Source organism: Streptomyces sp. NPDC030798 (genome assembly GCF_055572275.1).
This window is the reverse complement of sequence record NZ_JBVIDR010000010.1, coordinates 278,573-294,330: the sequence shown is the minus strand read 5'-3', so window position 1 is coordinate 294,330 and position 15,758 is coordinate 278,573. Positions and strand designations below refer to the sequence as shown.

Sequence of the window (15,758 nt, the reverse complement as noted above, 5' to 3'; positions counted from 1 at the left end):
GGGCAATGTCAGAGCTGACCCTCACGGTCATGCGGCTGGGTTTCCTGGCCGTACTGTGGCTGTTCGTGATCGTGGCCGTGCAGGTCATCCGGAGCGACCTGTTCGGCACGCGCGTCACCCAGCGCTCAGCCCGCAGGGAGGCCGCCCGCCCGCAGGCGGCCCGGCAGCAGGCCGCCGCTCCGCCGCAGCAGCGCGCCCAGCAGGGCGGCGGCGGCCGCCAGCGCCGCAACGCACCCAGCAAGCTGGTCGTGACCGAGGGCACCCTGACCGGCACCACCGTCGCGCTCCAGGGCCAGACGATCACCCTGGGCCGGGCGCACGACTCCACCATCGTGCTGGACGACGACTACGCCTCCAGCCGCCATGCCAGGATCTACCCGGACCGCGACGGCCAGTGGATCGTCGAGGACCTGGGCTCCACCAACGGCACCTACCTGGACCGCTCCCGGCTGACGACTCCCACGCCGATCCCGCTGGGCGCGCCGATCCGCATCGGCAAGACCGTCATCGAGCTGCGGAAGTAGTGCTACATCATGAATGAGCGCGAGTGGAGCGAGCACGCAGCGGCAGGCCGCCACCCGGCCGCCGGCGCGCTCCCGACCGGAGGGTGGGCAGTGTGGCTCGACACGACCGGCTGCATTCGGAGCCGACGGGCGAGGTGCGCATGAGTCTGTCACTGCGCTTTGCCGCCGGATCGCACAAGGGCATGATCCGGGAGGGCAACGAGGACTCCGGTTACGCCGGTCCGCGCCTGCTCGCGATCGCCGACGGCATGGGCGGCCAGGCCGCCGGTGAGGTCGCCTCCTCCGAGGTCATCTCCACCCTGGTCACGCTCGACGACGACGTGCCCGGCTCCGACATCCTGACCTCGCTCGGCGTCGCCGTGCAGCGCGCCAACGACCAGCTGCGCTCCATGGTCGAGGAGGACCCCCAGCTCGAGGGCATGGGGACGACGCTGACGGCCCTGCTGTGGACCGGGCAGCGGCTCGGCCTCGTGCACGTCGGCGACTCGCGCGCGTACCTGCTGCGCGACGGCGTCCTCACCCAGATCACGCAGGACCACACCTGGGTGCAGCGGCTCGTCGACGAGGGCCGGATCACCGAGGAAGAGGCCACCACCCACCCGCAGCGCTCCCTGCTGATGCGCGCCCTCGGCAGCGGCGACCACGTCGAGCCCGACCTGTCCATCCGCGAGGTCCGGGCCGGCGACCGCTATCTGATCTGCTCCGACGGCCTGTCCGGTGTCGTCTCCCACCAGACGATGGAGGAGACCCTCGCCAGCTACCAGGGCCCGCAGGAGACCGTCCAGGAACTGATCCAGCTCGCGCTGCGCGGCGGCGGCCCCGACAACATCACCGTCATCGTCGCCGACGTCCTCGACCTGGACACCGGGGACACCCTCGCCGCGCAACTGTCCGACACCCCGGTCGTGGTCGGCGCCGTCGCCGAGAACCAGCACCACCTGCACGACAACGGCATCATGCAGACCCCGGCCGGCCGTGCCTCCAACCTGGGCCGGCAGGGCCGCGGCCAGGGCGGCGGAGGCGAGTTCGGCCCGCCCGGCTCGGGCGACACCACCGGCTTCATCCCCGCCGGCAGCTTCGGCGACTACACCGACGACGACTTCGTCAAGCCGCGCAAGGGCCGCAAGTGGCTGAAGAGATCGCTGTACGGCGCGCTCACCCTCGCGGTGATCGGCGGCGGCCTGTACGGCGGCTACCGCTGGACGCAGACGCAGTACTACGTCGGCACCAACGGCGAGCACGTGGCGCTCTACCGCGGCATCAGCCAGGACCTGGCGTGGGTGTCGCTGTCGAAGGTCGAGAAGGACCACCCCGAGATCGAACTCAAGTACCTGCCGCCCTACCAGCAGAAGCAGGTCAAGAACACCATCGCCGCGGGCGGTCTGCAGCAGGCGCAGGCCAAGATCCAGGCCCTGTCCGTGCAGGCCTCCGCGTGCCGGAAGCAGGCGGAGCGCGCGGCCGCCGAGACCGACAAGAACGCCAAGACGGGCCAGGGCGAGGCCGGAGGCACCACGGGAACCACCCGTACCTCTCTCACGTCCAAGGCATCACCGACGCCGAACCCGTCGGCGTCCAAGACGTCCCCGTCCTCGCCCTCGAAGTCTCCGAACCCGTCCGCGACCTCCACTCCGCAGCCCGGCCCGAGCCTCTCCGAGGATGAGCAGAAGGTCGTCGATCAGTGCGGCAAGCAGTAGGCACGCCGTGAGAGGCCCCGTCACACGATGAGCAGTACTACGAATTCGCCGTCGCACCACACGTCCACGATCGGCGCCATCGGCGCGCCGAGCCGCCGCAACACCGAGCTGGCGCTGCTGGTCTTCGCCGTGGTCATCCCGGTGTTCGCCTACGCGAACGTGGGCCTCGCGATCAACGACTCGGTGCCCGCCGGCCTGCTGTCCTACGGCCTCGGCCTCGGCCTGCTGGCCGGCGTCGCCCACCTCGCCGTCCGCAAGTTCGCCCCGTACGCCGACCCCCTGCTGCTGCCGCTGGCCACGCTGCTCAACGGCCTGGGGCTGGTGGTGATCTGGCGGCTGGACCAGTCGAAGACGTTGCAGTCGCTGCCCCACTTCTCGCCGGCCGCGCCTCGCCAGCTGTTGTACACCGCGCTGGCCATCGCCTTGTTCACCGCGGTGCTGTTCTTCCTGAAGGACCACCGCGTCCTGCAGCGCTACACCTACATCTCCATGGTCTGCGCCCTGGTCCTGCTGATCCTGCCGCTGGTGCCGGGCCTCGGGGCCGACATCTACGGCGCCAAGATCTGGATCAGGGTCCCCGGCCTCGGCTCCCTCCAGCCCGGAGAGTTCGCGAAGATCGTCCTTGCGGTCTTCTTCGCCGGGTACCTCATGGTCAAGCGTGATGCCCTGGCCCTCGCCAGCCGGCGCTTCATGGGACTGTATCTGCCGCGTGGCCGCGACCTCGGACCCATCCTGGTCGTCTGGGCGATCTCGATCCTCATCCTCGTCTTCGAGACCGACCTCGGTACGTCGCTGCTGTTCTTCGGCATGTTCGTGATCATGCTGTACGTCGCCACCGAGCGGACCAGCTGGATCGTCTTCGGTCTGCTGATGTCCGCGGCAGGCGCGGTCGGCGTGGCGAGCTTCGAGCCGCACATCCAGACGCGTGTCAACGCCTGGCTCAACCCGATGCGCGAGTACCGGCTCAGCCGCCAGGTCACCCACGACGGCGTCTTCCACTCCGACCAGCTGCAGCAGTCCCTGTGGGCGTTCGGCTCCGGCGGCACCCTCGGCACCGGCTGGGGCCAGGGCCACTCCGCGCTGATCGGCTTCGCCGCCAACTCCGACTTCATCCTCGCGACCTTCGGCGAGGAGCTGGGCCTGGCGGGCATCATGGCGATCCTGCTGATCTACGGCCTGATCGTGGAGCGCGGTGTGCGCACCGCCCTGGCCGCCCGCGACCCGTTCGGCAAGCTGCTCGCCGTCGGTCTGTCCGGCGCCTTCGCCCTCCAGGTCTTCGTCGTGGCCGGCGGTGTGATGGGCCTCATCCCGCTGACCGGTATGACCATGCCGTTCCTGGCCTCCGGCGGTTCCTCCGTGGTCGCCAACTGGGCACTGATCGGCATCCTCATCCGCATCAGCGACACCGCCCGCCGCCCGGCGCCCACTCCCGCCGCCAACCCCGACGCCGAGATGACCCAGGTGGTCCGCCCGTCATGAACAAGCCCCTGCGCCGCATCGCGATCTTCTGTGGCCTGCTCATCCTGGCCCTGCTGATCCGGGACAACTACCTCCAGTACGTCCAGGCCGACAAGCTGGCGAGCGACAAGGACAACCGGCGGGTCCCCATCGAGCGCTACGCCCACCCGCGCGGCGACATCGTCGTCGACGGCGACCCCATAACCGGGTCGGTCGAGTCCAAGCACGGCGACTTCAAGTACAAGCGCACCTACAAGGACGGGCCCATGTGGGCCCCGGTCACCGGGTACTCCTCCCAGGCCTTCGACGGCAGCCAGCTGGAGAAGATCAACGACGGCATCCTCACCGGCAACGACGACCGGCTCTTCTTCCGCAAGACCCTCGACATGATCACCGGCAAGGAGCAGCAGGGCGGCAACGTCGTCACCACGCTGAACTCGGCCGCCCAGAAGGCCGCGTACAACGGCCTGAAGGCTCAGGGCGGCAAGGGCGCGGTCGTCGCCCTGGAGCCGTCCACCGGCAAGATCCTCGCGCTGGCCTCCTACCCCTCGTACGACCCCTCGTCCTTCGCGGGCTACTCCGACGCCGACGCCAAGGCCTGGAACAAGCTGCAGAAGAAGAACAACCCCGCCGATCCGATGCTGAACCGGGCGCTGCGCGAGACCTACCCGCCGGGTTCGACGTTCAAGGTGGTCACGGCGGCGGCCGCGCTGGAGAACGGGCTGTACAAGTCGGCCGACGAGCCGACGAAGTCGCCACTGCCGTGGATCATGCCGGGCACGACGACGCCACTGAAGAACGAAGGCAACATCCAGTGCAAGAACGTGTCCCTGCGTGAGGCGTTGCGGCTGTCCTGCAACAGCGTCTTCGGCAAGGTCGGCTCCGACCTCGGCAACGACAAGATGCTCGCCGAGGCGAAGAAGTTCGGCTTCGACTCCGAGCAGTTCACGCCGGTCCGGTCCAACGCCTCGGTGTTCTCCAGCGGCATGAACCAGTCGCAGACCGCGCTGTCCTCCATCGGCCAGTACAACACCGCGGCCACCCCGCTGCAGATGGCCATGGTCGCCTCGGCGGTCGCCAACGACGGCAAGCTGATGAAGCCGTACATGGTCGACGAGCTGCAGTCCTCCAACCTCGACCCGGTCGCCAAGACCGAGCCGGAGGAGCTGAGCCGGCCGCTGTCGGCGCAGAACGCGCAGATCCTGCAGGACATGATGAAGACGGTGGTCGAGAAGGGCACCGGCACGAACGCGCGGATCCCCGGCGTCACCGTCGGCGGCAAGACCGGTACCGCGCAGCACGGTGTGGCCAACAGCGCGAACCCCTACGCGTGGTTCATCTCCTTCGCCAAGCTGTCCGACGGCAGCTCGCCGGTCGCCGTGGCCGTGGTGATCGAGGACGAGGGCGCCAACCGCGATGACATCTCCGGTGGCGGCCTGGCCGCCCCGATCGCGAAGAACGTCATGGAGGCGGTCATCAAGTCCAAGTAGTGACCCCGCTCACGTCCCCTTCACATCGTTGCACGTTGGGATACCGGTCCTGTATCGGGTTACGGGCTTGGCCAGGTCACACAGAGCGAGCCGGGTACGGTAGGCCCGGACGGCAGCCTCGGGCCGCACACGACACGTGCGGCCGAGACCGACGGAGAGGGCTGGTAGGTAGCTATGGAAGAGCCGCGTCGCCTCGGCGGCCGGTACGAGCTGGGCCAGGTGCTCGGCCGTGGTGGCATGGCCGAGGTCTACCTCGCGCATGACACCCGCCTCGGCCGCACCGTGGCGGTGAAGACGCTCCGCGCGGACCTCGCGCGCGACCCGTCCTTCCAGGCCCGCTTCCGCCGGGAGGCCCAGTCGGCCGCCTCGCTCAACCATCCCGCGATCGTCGCGGTCTACGACACGGGCGAGGACTACATCGACGGGGTCTCGATCCCGTACATCGTCATGGAGTACGTGGACGGCTCCACGCTCCGTGAGCTGCTGCACTCCGGCCGCAAGCTGCTGCCCGAGCGTGCGATGGAGATGACCATCGGCATCCTCCAGGGCCTGGAGTACGCCCACCGCAACGGCATCGTGCACCGCGACATCAAGCCGGCCAACGTCATGCTGACCCGCAACGGCCAGGTCAAGGTGATGGACTTCGGCATCGCCCGCGCGATGGGCGACGCCGGCATGACCATGACCCAGACCGCGGCGGTCATCGGCACGGCCCAGTACCTCTCCCCGGAGCAGGCCAAGGGCGAACAGGTCGACGCGCGCTCGGACCTGTACTCGACCGGATGTCTGCTCTACGAGCTGCTGACGGTACGGCCGCCCTTCGTCGGCGACTCCCCGGTCGCCGTCGCCTACCAGCACGTCCGCGAGGAACCGCAACCCCCGTCGGTCTTCGACCCGGAGATCACGCCGGAGATGGACGCGATCGTCCTGAAGGCGCTGGTCAAGGACCCGAACTACCGGTACCAGTCGGCCGACGAGATGCGCGCCGACATCGAGGCCTGCCTGGACGGCCAGCCGGTCGCGGCCACCGCCGCGATGGGCGCGGTGGGCTACGGCGGCTACCCCGACGACCAGCCGACGACGGCGCTGCGCCAGGACGCGGGCGGCGCGGCGGCGACGACCATGCTGCCGCCGATGAACCCGGACGACGGCGGCTACGGCTACGACGACCGACCGGACCGCCGCCGCCAGCAGAAGAAGAGCAACACCTCGACCGTCCTGCTGGTGATCGCGGGCATCCTGGTCCTGGTGGGCGCCATCCTGATCGGCAAGTGGGTGACCAGCGGCGGGAACACCGGCAACGGCAACGTGCCGGTGCCGAACTTCGTCGGCCAGCCGGTGGACACCGCGCGGAACATGGCCGACAACGTCGGCCTGAAGGTGTCGATCACCAAGAAGCGGTGCGCCAACCAGCCCAAGAACAACGTCTGCGACCAGGACCCGGCCGCCAAGACGAGCGTGAAGAAGGGCGAGACGGTCACCCTCACGGTGTCCACCGGCGCGCCCAAGGTCGCGGTGCCCAGCGTCCTCGGCCAGAGCTTCGACGACGCCAAGGCGACGCTCGAGAGCGACAAGTACCAGTTCAACGTCGTGAAGAAGACGAAGGTCTCCACGGAGCAGCCGGGCACCGTCCTCGAGCAGAACCCGAGCCTCGGCAAGGAGGTCGAGAAGGGCGCCACGATCACCCTGACCGTCGCCAAGGCCGAGGCCAAGATCACCGTCCCCGAGGACGTGGTCGGCAAGTCCTGCGACGACGCCAAGGCGGAGCTGACCCAGCTGGGCCTGGCGCCGACCTGCGCCGACACCCCGACCAACGACCCCAACCAGGACGGCAAGGTCATCTCGACCAGCCCGGCGGTGGGCCAGCAGGTCGGCAAGAACACCCCCGTCACGATCAACGTCGGCAAGCTTCAGAACAACCAGGTCCAGGTCCCCCAGATCCAGGGCCGGAAGCTGAAGGAGGCCAAGGACCTGCTGAAGCAGGCGGGCCTGCAGGTCGGCAACATCCAGGGCTCGCAGGACGACAACGCGATCGTCTTCTCGTCGGACCCCGGCCAGGGCAACACGGTCCAGCAGGGAACGGCGGTCAACCTGGTCACCATCGGCGGCCAGAACGGCAACAACGGCGGCGACGACGGAGGCACCACCTTCTTCGGCGGCACCAACGGCTGACCCAGCACCGGCACCGACACGTGGGCCCCTGCCAGGACTTCCCGGCAGGGGCCTCTCGTCAGCCCCGCAGTTCCTTCGGTGGTGTGCGCTTGCTGTCGACCTTGTCCACGCGGACCAGTTCGCCCCAGACCACGTAGCGGTAGCGCGAGGTGTAGACGGGGGTGCAGGTCGTCAGGGTGATGTAGTGGCCGGCCTTCTTCCTGCCGGACTCCTTCGGGACCGCCGAGAGGACCTTGACGTTGTACTTCGAGGTCTCCGGGAGGATCGAGTAGACCTTGTAGACGTACCAGTCGTCCCGCGTCTCGAAGACGATCGGGTCGCCCTTGCGCAGCTTGTCGATGTTGTGGAACTTCGCGCCGTGGCCGTCGCGGTGGGCGGCCAGGGCGAAGTTGCCCGTCTTGCCGGTCATGGGCAGGGCCGCCTTGACGGGGTCCGTGTAGTAGCCGGCCACGCCGTTGTTGAGGACGTCCGTGCCCGTGCCCTTCTCGACCAGGACCTCGCCGTTCCTCATGGCCGGTACGTGCAGGAAGCCGATGCCGTCCTTGGTGTCCAGCGCCCCGGGGCCGGCGTCGGTGGAGTGGGCCCAGTGCTGGCGGACCTTGCCGGCCTCCTTGTCCGCCTTGCGGTCCGCTATCACGTTCGTCCACCACAGCGAGTACAGGACGAAGAGGGCGAGCACCAGGCCCGCCGTGATGAGGAGTTCACCGAAGACGCTGACGGCCGCCGCGATCCGGCCACCGCGCCTGCGGCGCGGGGCGGGCGGCGCGCCGGACGCGTCCGTGTGCTCTTCGGTGTCGTCGGCGGTCCCTGCCACTGTTCCCTTAGCCCCTACTCGATGAGCGCGTCCGGCTTGCCCTTGCTGCGCGGGCGTTCCTGGACCATCTTGCCCCAGACGATCAGCCGGTACTTGCTGGTGAACTCCGGCGTGCACGTGGTGAGCGTGATGTACCGGCCCGGCTTGGTGAACCCGGAGCCCTTCGGTATCGGGTTCAGCACACTGGTGTTGGACGGCGGCGTCACCGGCAGCATCGACGTCACCTTGTACACGAAGTACGAGTCCTGCGTCTCGACCACGACGGCGTCGCCGGGCTTGAGCCGGTTGATGTACCGGAACGGCTCGCCGTGCGTGTTGCGGTGGGCCGCCAGGCCGAAGTTGCCGGTCTTGTCGGACGGCATCGCCGTCTTCAGCGGGGCCTCGCCGTAGTGCCCGACCATCCCCTTGTCGAGCACCTTCTTGTTGCTGACGCCCTCCGCGATCGGCGCCACGACGTCCAGTTTGGGGATGTGCAGGATCGCGAAGCCCTGCCCGGGCTCGAACACGCCCGGGGCCCGCTTGCCACTCGCCCAGTCGTCCTGCAGCTGGTGCGTCTCGTTGCCCGCCTGGGCGTGCGCGCGCACGTTCGTCCACCACAGCTGGTAGGTGACGAACAGCAGCAGCAGCACACCGGTGGTGATGAACACCTCGCCGATCGCCCGGCTCGCGATGACGGCCGGACTCGCCTTGCGCAACCGCGCCTGCCGCCGCGCCTCGACCCGCGAGAGCGGCCGCTCGGGCCCGGCGGCGCCCCCGGTCGCGGACGCCTGCGCAGCCGCGGCCTCCCGGGCCGTGCCGCCATGGCGGCCGCCACGCCGCTTGGCGGCCTTTCTGCGGGCCGCCCGGCCTCCTGGTGTGGTTCCCGTGGCAGGAGGGGCCGATGAACCCTCAGAGGCGCTCAGGGGCGCGCTCTCCCGGGCGGGCGGCGGGATGGGGATCCGCAGCGCCATCGTCTCGTCGTCCGCAGGAGGCCGGTACGGCTGCTCCTCGTATGCCGCGCCCGCCGCGTTCCAGTCACCCAGCGCACCGGAAGCCCCGTACGACTGATCCCCGTACGAGGTATCGGTCTCGCGCTCCGGGCGCAGCGCGGTCACGCCGTGGCCCTGCCCACCACCGGGGCGAGCCCCGCCGACCTCGCCACCGCACCCTCGTCGCCGCACTCCACCAGCCAGTTGGCCAGCATCCGGTGCCCGTGCTCGGTCAGCACCGACTCGGGGTGGAACTGCACACCCTCGACGGGCAGTTCCCGGTGGCGCAGGCCCATGATGATGCCGTCGTGCGTGCGGGCGGTCACCTCCAGCTCGGCCGGGACCGTCGCCGGCTCGGCGGCCAGCGAGTGGTAGCGCGTCGCCGTGAAGGGGGACGGCAGCCCGGCGAAGACGCCCCTGCCCTCGTGCTCCACCAGCGAGGTCTTGCCGTGCAGCAGTTCGGGCGCCCGGTCCACCACACCGCCGTACGCCACCTGCATCGACTGCATGCCGAGGCACACGCCGAAGACCGGTACGCCCGTGGTGGCGCAGTGCCGCACCATGTCGACGCACACCCCGGCCTGCTCCGGCGTCCCCGGGCCCGGGGAGAGCAGCACGCCGTCGAAGCCGTCCTGGGCGTGCGAGGTCGACACCTCGTCGTTGCGCAGCACCTCGCACTCGGCACCCAGCTGGTACAGGTACTGGACGAGGTTGAAGACGAAGCTGTCGTAGTTGTCGACGACGAGAATCCGCGCACTCACTGGTTGTCCACCGTCACATCGTTGAAGGGCAGCAGCGGCTCGGCCCACGGGAAGACGTACTGGAAGAGGATGTAGACCACGGCCAGGACCAGTACGAGCGAGATGAATGCCTTCACCCACACATTGCCCGGCAGATGCCGCCAGATCCAGCCGTACATGCCGTCCCTTCCGTTTCACCACGGCACCGGTAACCCACGCCGTACCACACCAGACTAACGGCGCAGAGCCTTCGGTTGGCCTGCGTCCACAGGCTGTGTGGAGTCCAGGTGCGCCCAGACGATCAGCCGGTGGCTGTGCCCCCATTCCGGATCGCACGTGGTCAGCGTCAGGTACCGGCCCGGACGCCTGTACCCGGAGTTACGTGGCACAGGGTCGATCACCTCAACGTCGGTGGGCACGGTTTTGTAGGGCCCTTTGTCGATCCGATACGTGAACCAGGTCGTTCCGTCCGTGAGTACGACCGCGTCCCCCGGCCGCAGCCGCGGGAAGTCCAGGAACGGGTCGCCGTAGGTGCGCCGGTGCCCGGCGACCGCGAAGTTGCCCTCCTGGCCGAGCCGGGCGGTGCCGGCGTAGTGGGCGAGGCCCTTCTTCAGCACGTCCGTGCCGGTGCCCTCGAGCACCGGCTTGTTCCACGTGAAACCGAGCCGCGGGATGTACATGATCGCGAAGGGGCGGCCGTAGTGGTACGCCGCCGGCTTCGGCGCGCCCGCCCCGGAACCCTCGACACCCGCCGTGGGCCGCACGGCGCCGTGGGACCACTGCTGGTGCAGCTGGTCGATCTGGTCGTTCATCACGCCGTCGGCCCGGACGCCGGTCCAGAACAGCACGTAGACCACGAAGAGCACGATCAGGCTGCCGACGGTGATGCACAGTTCGCTGACGGTCCTGACGATCACGCGCACCGGCGGCTCCTGAGCGGACGGCTACTGCACGGGCTTCGCGTAGTGCAGGTCCACTGTGCCCGAGTAGCCCGGCAGAGTCACCGTCCCGTCCTCGGTGACTTTCCAGCCCAGCCCGTAGACGTTGACGTACACCATGTACGTCTGGATCGCCTTGCTCGCGGCGAGCGCCTGCTGCAGCTTGCCGGGGTCCCCGACCGCCGTGATCTTGTACGGCGGTGAGTAGACGCGGCCCTGGAGGATCAGGGTGTTGCCCACGCAGCGCACGGCACTGGTGGAGATCAGCCGCTGGTCCATGACCTTGATGCCCTTCGCGCCGCCCTGCCACAGGGCGTTCACCACGGCCTGCAGGTCCTGCTGGTGGATGACCAGGTAGTCGGGCTGCGGCTCGGGGTAGCCGGGGAGCTTGGCGGTGGCGTTCGGCGGGGCGTCGTTGAGGGTGACGGTGATCGCCCTGCCGGTGACCTTCTGCGTGCCCGCGCTCTTCTCCAGGCCGCTGAGCTTCTCGTCCTGCGCCTTGGTGCTGCCGTCGTCGCTCTCGGCGAGCGACTCCACGCGGTCGCGCAGCGTGGCGTTGGACGCGTCCAGGCCCTGGTTCTTGCGGCTGCGCTCCTGGATCAGGTCGGACAGCTTCAGCAGGGAGGCGTCCTGGCGGATGTCGGTGCCCTTGGCCGTGTTGAAGCTGGTGATGAAGAGGAGGCCGGCCAGCGCGAACACCGCCACCGTCAGAATCCGCACCGGCCGCACACGGGACGCACGCAGGGGGCCGGAACCCGTTGATCCCGTCCCGGGGGAGTCGGCAGAATTGCTCAACGTACCCTTATCTCCTTCGGCGCCGCGGAAGCACTACGCTAACGGACGTCCGGGGGAGCACTCAGCGTGCCCTTACTGTCCCCTTGTACGCTGCCCCGAGCCCGACCCAGTTATCTGCGCGGCCACGCAGCGCATCGACAGGAGAGACCCTCGTGCCGAAGTCACGTATCCGCAAGAAGGCCGACTACACGCCGCCGCCCGCGAAGCAGGCGCAGGCCATCAAGCTGACCAACAGCGCCTGGGTCGCGCCCGTCATGCTGGCCATGTTCCTCATCGGTCTGGCCTGGATCGTCGTGTTCTACGTGACGGACGGTTCGCTGCCGATCGACAGCCTGGACAACTGGAACATCGTGGTGGGCTTCGGCTTCATCGCCGCCGGCTTCGGTGTCTCCACGCAGTGGAAGTAGCGCGGCGGCGGCCGCGGTCGCTCTGAGTTATCCACAGGCTGTAGCGCTGTCCACAGGGCCCTGGGGAAAAGACTACGATCTGTGGATAACCCCCGGGACGTTGACGCCGGTGTGACTGCGTCCCCGGCCTGCGTACACCCGTTCGCCCCCTGCCTGACCTGCGGAAACACATCCGAGCGGCAGGGGGCGCAGCTGTGCTCGCACGGAATGCACAAGATCCGCCACGGACTGTGGACAACGGTTCGGTATCAGCTCAGCTGAGCCGTTCTGACCAGCGTCAGCACCACCGCCACGGCCAGCACCAGGGCACAGGTGCCGTACTGCACCAGCCCCCGGTTCCGGCGCGGGGCGTGCAGCATGGCGTACCCGGTGACGACGCCGGCGACCAGGCCGCCGATGTGGGCCTGCCAGGCGATGTGCATGGCCGGGGTGAAGGTGATGACGAGGTTGATCACCAGCAGGGCGACGAGCGGCCGGAGGTCGTAGTTGAGCCGCCGCATGAGCACGCCGGTGGCGCCGAAGAGCCCGAAGATCGCGCCGGAGGCGCCGAGCGAGGGCTGGTTCGGTGCCGCGAGCAGGTAGGTGAGTGCGCTGCCGGCCAGGCCCGAGACGAAGTAGATGGTGAGGTAGCGGGCGCGGCCGAGGGCGGCTTCCAGAGGGCCGCCGATCCACCACAGGCTGAGCATGTTGAACAGGATGTGGGCGTAGCCGCCGTGCAGGAACATCGCCGTCAGCAGGCGGTAGTACTGGCCCTCGGCAATGCCCTGCACCCCGCTGAGCAGGGGGGTGTAGGCCTGGCCGACGAGCTCGAACCGGGTGGTGAAACGATCACCGAGGGACAGCTGGACCAGGAACACGGCGAGGTTGATGCCGATCAGGATCTTGGTGACCAGCCGTGGGTCCGCGGTGACCGTGCCGCCCGCCATCGTTCGCGGGCGGGAGGCGGCCGGCGCGTGGCCCGTGCCGGAGCCGGCGCGCACGCAGTCGGGGCACTGGAAGCCGACCGAGGCGCTGACCATGCACTCGGGGCAGATGGGGCGCTCGCAGCGGGTGCAGTGCACGCCGGTCTCGCGGTCCGGGTGCCGGTAGCACACGGGCAGGCTCCGGGCGTGCTGCGCGCTGCCTGCGGCCTGGTCCATGGCGTCCCCTTGCTGGTCGGTGGGCTCTTCCCCCGGCAATACCCCGCCCCGCCCTTCCTTACGGACGAGCGGGGCGATTGGTTCCCCGCGTGCGTCCGGGGCGCGGTGGGGCTCAGTCCTCGCGCTTGTCCATGGTGACCTCCCGGCCGCGCCGCTCCACGACGACCGTCTCGAGGACGACGTCGTTGACCGGCCGCTTGTTCGGCGGGGTGGTGGGCACGGCCGCGATGGCGTCGACGACCTTCTGGCCGGCGGGGTCGGTGACCTCGCCGAAGATGGTGTGCTTGCGGTTCAGCCAGGTCGTCGGGGAGACGGTGATGAAGAACTGGGAGCCGTTGGTGCCGGGGCCGGCGTTGGCCATGGCCAGCAGGTAGGGCCGGTTGAAGGAGAGGTCCGGGTGGAACTCGTCCTCGAACTGGTAGCCGGGACCGCCGATGCCGGTGCCGAGCGGGTCGCCGCCCTGGATCATGAAGCCGCTGATGACCCGGTGGAAGATCGTGCCGTCGTAGAGGCGGTCCGTGGTGCTGGCCCCGGTGCCGGGGTGGATCCACTCACGCTCACCCTGGGCGAGTTCCACGAAGTTGCGGACCGTCTTCGGCGCGTGGTTCGGGAAGAGCCGGACCTCGATGTCGCCGTAGTTGGTCTTCAGGGTGGCGTAGAGCTGCTCGGCCACGGTGTGCCTTCCGTTTTTCTCGTGTGACTCCTCGATCCTCGCACGCGTCGGGGCCGCCGGCGTCCGGCTGCGACGAGTTCCCGCGGTGCGGGGGCGCGCGGCGGCGATTCGTGACAGTGTCGTCGGGAAGCTCCGGTTGCACCCATATGCCCGCCCTCGCATGCCGCACAGGTCGTTGGCAGGCATGATCCGTAAAAGGGTGGAAAGTCGAATTACCGTACGCCACCGAGGAGGAGGAACCCGTGACCCGCATTGACAGCGTGCGCGCCGCGACCGGCTCGGCGAAGGACAGCGTGCTGCACGCCGCGGAAGTGGTGGCGCCCTACGCCGACACGGCCAAGGAGCGTGCCGCGCATTACGCGCAGGAGGCACGCGTACGGCTGGCGCCCGTGGTGTCGCAGGCCGCTGAACAGGCTCGCGAGCAGTACGACGCCCGGCTCGCCCCGCGCCTGGACCAGGCGCGCGCGCATGTGCCACCGAAGGTGGACATGGCCGCACAGGAGGCCGCCGCCCGTACCCGCAAGGCTGCCCGGCAGGCCGCCGAGTACTCACGTCCGAAGATCGAGCAGGCAATGGCCGCGGCCGCGCCGGTGCGCGACGAGGCCGCGGCTCGCGGTGCCGCCGCGCTGGCCGCGCTGCGTGGCCAGGTCACCGCGCAGCAGATCCAGAAGTTGGCCCGCCGCAACGCCCGCCGGTCTCGGGCGGGCCGTGCCGCGAAGGTACTGGCGCTGCTGGGCCTGGCCGCGGGCGGCGCGTTCGCGGCCTGGAAATGGTGGGACAAGCAGGCCAACCCGGACTGGCTGGTCGAACCGCCCGCCGCGACGGAGGTGCCGGAGAACGGCCGACTGAGCTCGGTCGACGGCAGCGGCACCTCCCCACTGGACCCGGAGGTCCAGGCGAAGGAAGCCGAGGAGGAGGCCTCGCGCCGCGACGAACAGGAGTGAGCGCACGGCACCCACCTCTGAAAACCCCCGTTGAGCGGGCGACTTGAGGGTCGCCCGCTCCCCAGCATGTTTCACGTGAAACCCCGCGGAGGACCTGCCGCGAACGCCCCGGCACCCCACGCAAAAGAACCCCTCCCACCAGCGTTTCCGCAGGTGGGAGGGGTTTCGCTGTGGAGCCTAGGGGAGTCGAACCCCTGACATCCGCCATGCAAAGACGGCGCTCTACCAACTGAGCTAAGGCCCCGGAAGGGAAGCGTCCGGCCGGAGGAACCACGGTCCAGCGGGCGCCGGAGACCAGAGTACCGGGTCACCCCCCGTATCCCGCAAAAAGATTGGGGGTCCCCGTGGATGACCACTCTCCGTAAGATGCTCGGCGTGGTTCGCTACAGCGAACCGCGGTTTTCTGGGGAAGCGATGGGGAGACGCAATGGACGCCGCACAGCAGGAAGCCACCGCGAGAGCGCGGGAGCTGCAGCGGAACTGGTACGGGGAGCCGTTGGGGGCGCTCTTCCGTAAGCTCATCGACGATCTCGGGCTCAATCAGGCCCGTCTCGCGGCGGTGCTGGGGCTGTCCGCCCCGATGTTGTCGCAGCTGATGAGCGGCCAGCGTGCCAAGATCGGCAATCCTGCGGTGGTCCAGCGGGTCCAGCTGCTGCAGGAGCTGGCGGCGCAGGTCGCGGACGGCAGCGTCAGCGCGGCCGAGGCGACCGAGCGCATGGACGAGATCAAGAAGTCACAGGGGGGATCCGTGCTCAGCAACACCACGCAGACGACGAGCGGTTCGGGGGCTCCTACGGTCAAGCGCGTCGTGCGCGAGATCCAGTCGCTGCTGCGCTCGGTGGCCGCCGCCGGCGACATCATCGAGGCGGCCGACAGTCTCGCCCCGAGCCACCCGGAGCTGGCAGAGTTCCTCCGGGTCTACGGCGCCGGGCGCACCTCGGACGCGGTCGCGCACTACCAGTCCCACCAGAACTGACCGCGTGGCCCGGTTCCCGCGGGGGG

General features: G+C 69.2%; 16 protein-coding genes and 1 tRNA gene. 8 read left to right on the top strand and 9 right to left on the bottom strand.

Going from position 1 to position 15,758, the window contains the following annotated elements; genetic code table 11:
- Positions 1–5 precede the first annotated feature (5 nt).
- The 5 genes from ACZ404_RS24110 to pknB all read left to right on the top strand — a co-directional run bounded on the left by ACZ404_RS24110 (position 6) and on the right by pknB (position 7,338).
- Positions 6–524, top strand: a complete 519-nt coding sequence (locus tag ACZ404_RS24110) for an FHA domain-containing protein FhaB/FipA (RefSeq protein WP_468443119.1) — start codon at positions 6–8, stop codon at positions 522–524.
- Positions 525–664: 140 nt separating this feature from the next.
- Positions 665–2,218, top strand: coding sequence for a Stp1/IreP family PP2C-type Ser/Thr phosphatase (locus ACZ404_RS24105; RefSeq protein ID WP_468443117.1), 1,554 nt, complete (start codon positions 665–667; stop codon positions 2,216–2,218).
- Between the two features lie 27 nt (positions 2,219–2,245).
- Positions 2,246–3,697, top strand: coding sequence for an FtsW/RodA/SpoVE family cell cycle protein (locus ACZ404_RS24100; RefSeq protein ID WP_468443115.1), 1,452 nt, complete (start codon positions 2,246–2,248; stop codon positions 3,695–3,697).
- Positions 3,694–5,166 carry a peptidoglycan D,D-transpeptidase FtsI family protein gene (locus tag ACZ404_RS24095; RefSeq protein WP_468443113.1) on the top strand — a complete coding sequence of 491 codons (1,473 nt, stop codon included), beginning with the start codon at positions 3,694–3,696 and terminating at the stop codon, positions 5,164–5,166. The genes ACZ404_RS24100 and ACZ404_RS24095 overlap by 4 nt, the downstream gene beginning before the upstream one ends.
- A gap of 174 nt (positions 5,167–5,340) precedes the next feature.
- Positions 5,341–7,338, top strand: a complete 1,998-nt coding sequence (pknB, locus tag ACZ404_RS24090; RefSeq protein WP_468443111.1) for a Stk1 family PASTA domain-containing Ser/Thr kinase — start codon at positions 5,341–5,343, stop codon at positions 7,336–7,338.
- Between the two features lie 58 nt (positions 7,339–7,396).
- Here the strand turns inward: pknB and ACZ404_RS24085 are convergent, their stop codons facing one another.
- From ACZ404_RS24085 to ACZ404_RS24060, 6 genes are read right to left on the bottom strand one after another with little or no spacing between them, the layout of a single operon-like run.
- Positions 7,397–8,152, bottom strand: coding sequence for a class E sortase (locus tag ACZ404_RS24085; RefSeq protein WP_468443109.1), 756 nt, complete (start codon positions 8,150–8,152; stop codon positions 7,397–7,399).
- A gap of 14 nt (positions 8,153–8,166) precedes the next feature.
- Complete coding sequence (locus tag ACZ404_RS24080) at positions 8,167–9,246, bottom strand: class E sortase (RefSeq protein ID WP_468443107.1); 1,080 nt, start codon at positions 9,244–9,246, stop codon at positions 8,167–8,169.
- On the bottom strand, positions 9,243–9,881 hold the full coding sequence (locus ACZ404_RS24075; RefSeq protein ID WP_468443105.1) for an aminodeoxychorismate/anthranilate synthase component II: 639 nt from the start codon (positions 9,879–9,881) through the stop codon (positions 9,243–9,245). The genes ACZ404_RS24080 and ACZ404_RS24075 overlap by 4 nt, the downstream gene beginning before the upstream one ends.
- Positions 9,878–10,039 (bottom strand): hypothetical protein, encoded by a 162-nt coding sequence (locus ACZ404_RS24070; protein ID WP_468443103.1) that lies wholly within the window; start codon positions 10,037–10,039, stop codon positions 9,878–9,880. The genes ACZ404_RS24075 and ACZ404_RS24070 overlap by 4 nt, the downstream gene beginning before the upstream one ends.
- A gap of 54 nt (positions 10,040–10,093) precedes the next feature.
- A complete protein-coding gene (locus ACZ404_RS24065; RefSeq protein ID WP_468443101.1) occupies positions 10,094–10,783 on the bottom strand; it encodes a class E sortase in 690 nt (229 codons plus the stop codon).
- A 21-nt stretch (positions 10,784–10,804) separates the two neighbouring features.
- Positions 10,805–11,593: a DUF881 domain-containing protein gene (locus ACZ404_RS24060; RefSeq protein WP_468443099.1), complete on the bottom strand. Its 789-nt coding sequence runs from the start codon at positions 11,591–11,593 to the stop codon at positions 10,805–10,807.
- Positions 11,594–11,745: 152 nt separating this feature from the next.
- Here ACZ404_RS24060 and crgA point away from each other — a divergent pair, with 152 nt between their 5' ends.
- Entirely contained in the window at positions 11,746–12,000 is a 255-nt protein-coding gene (gene crgA, locus ACZ404_RS24055; RefSeq protein ID WP_061922326.1) for a cell division protein CrgA, read from the top strand.
- A gap of 248 nt (positions 12,001–12,248) precedes the next feature.
- Here the strand turns inward: crgA and ACZ404_RS24050 are convergent, their stop codons facing one another.
- Both ACZ404_RS24050 and ACZ404_RS24045 read right to left on the bottom strand, forming a co-directional pair.
- Positions 12,249–13,139 (bottom strand): rhomboid family intramembrane serine protease, encoded by an 891-nt coding sequence (locus tag ACZ404_RS24050; RefSeq protein WP_468443097.1) that lies wholly within the window; start codon positions 13,137–13,139, stop codon positions 12,249–12,251.
- 112 nt (positions 13,140–13,251) lie between these two features.
- A complete protein-coding gene (locus tag ACZ404_RS24045; protein ID WP_468443095.1) occupies positions 13,252–13,812 on the bottom strand; it encodes a peptidylprolyl isomerase in 561 nt (186 codons plus the stop codon).
- Between the two features lie 242 nt (positions 13,813–14,054).
- Between ACZ404_RS24045 and ACZ404_RS24040 the strand changes: the two genes are divergently transcribed.
- Positions 14,055–14,756, top strand: a complete 702-nt coding sequence (locus ACZ404_RS24040; RefSeq protein WP_468443093.1) for a DUF5324 family protein — start codon at positions 14,055–14,057, stop codon at positions 14,754–14,756.
- A 171-nt stretch (positions 14,757–14,927) separates the two neighbouring features.
- On the opposite strand, the gene ACZ404_RS24035 is transcribed toward ACZ404_RS24040, so the two are convergent.
- A tRNA-Ala gene (locus ACZ404_RS24035) sits at positions 14,928–15,000 on the bottom strand.
- A 183-nt stretch (positions 15,001–15,183) separates the two neighbouring features.
- Between ACZ404_RS24035 and ACZ404_RS24030 the strand changes: the two genes are divergently transcribed.
- The gene (locus tag ACZ404_RS24030; RefSeq protein WP_468443091.1) at positions 15,184–15,732 is read left to right on the top strand and encodes a helix-turn-helix domain-containing protein; all 549 of its coding nucleotides are present in this window, start codon (positions 15,184–15,186) and stop codon (positions 15,730–15,732) included.
- Positions 15,733–15,758 lie beyond the last annotated feature (26 nt).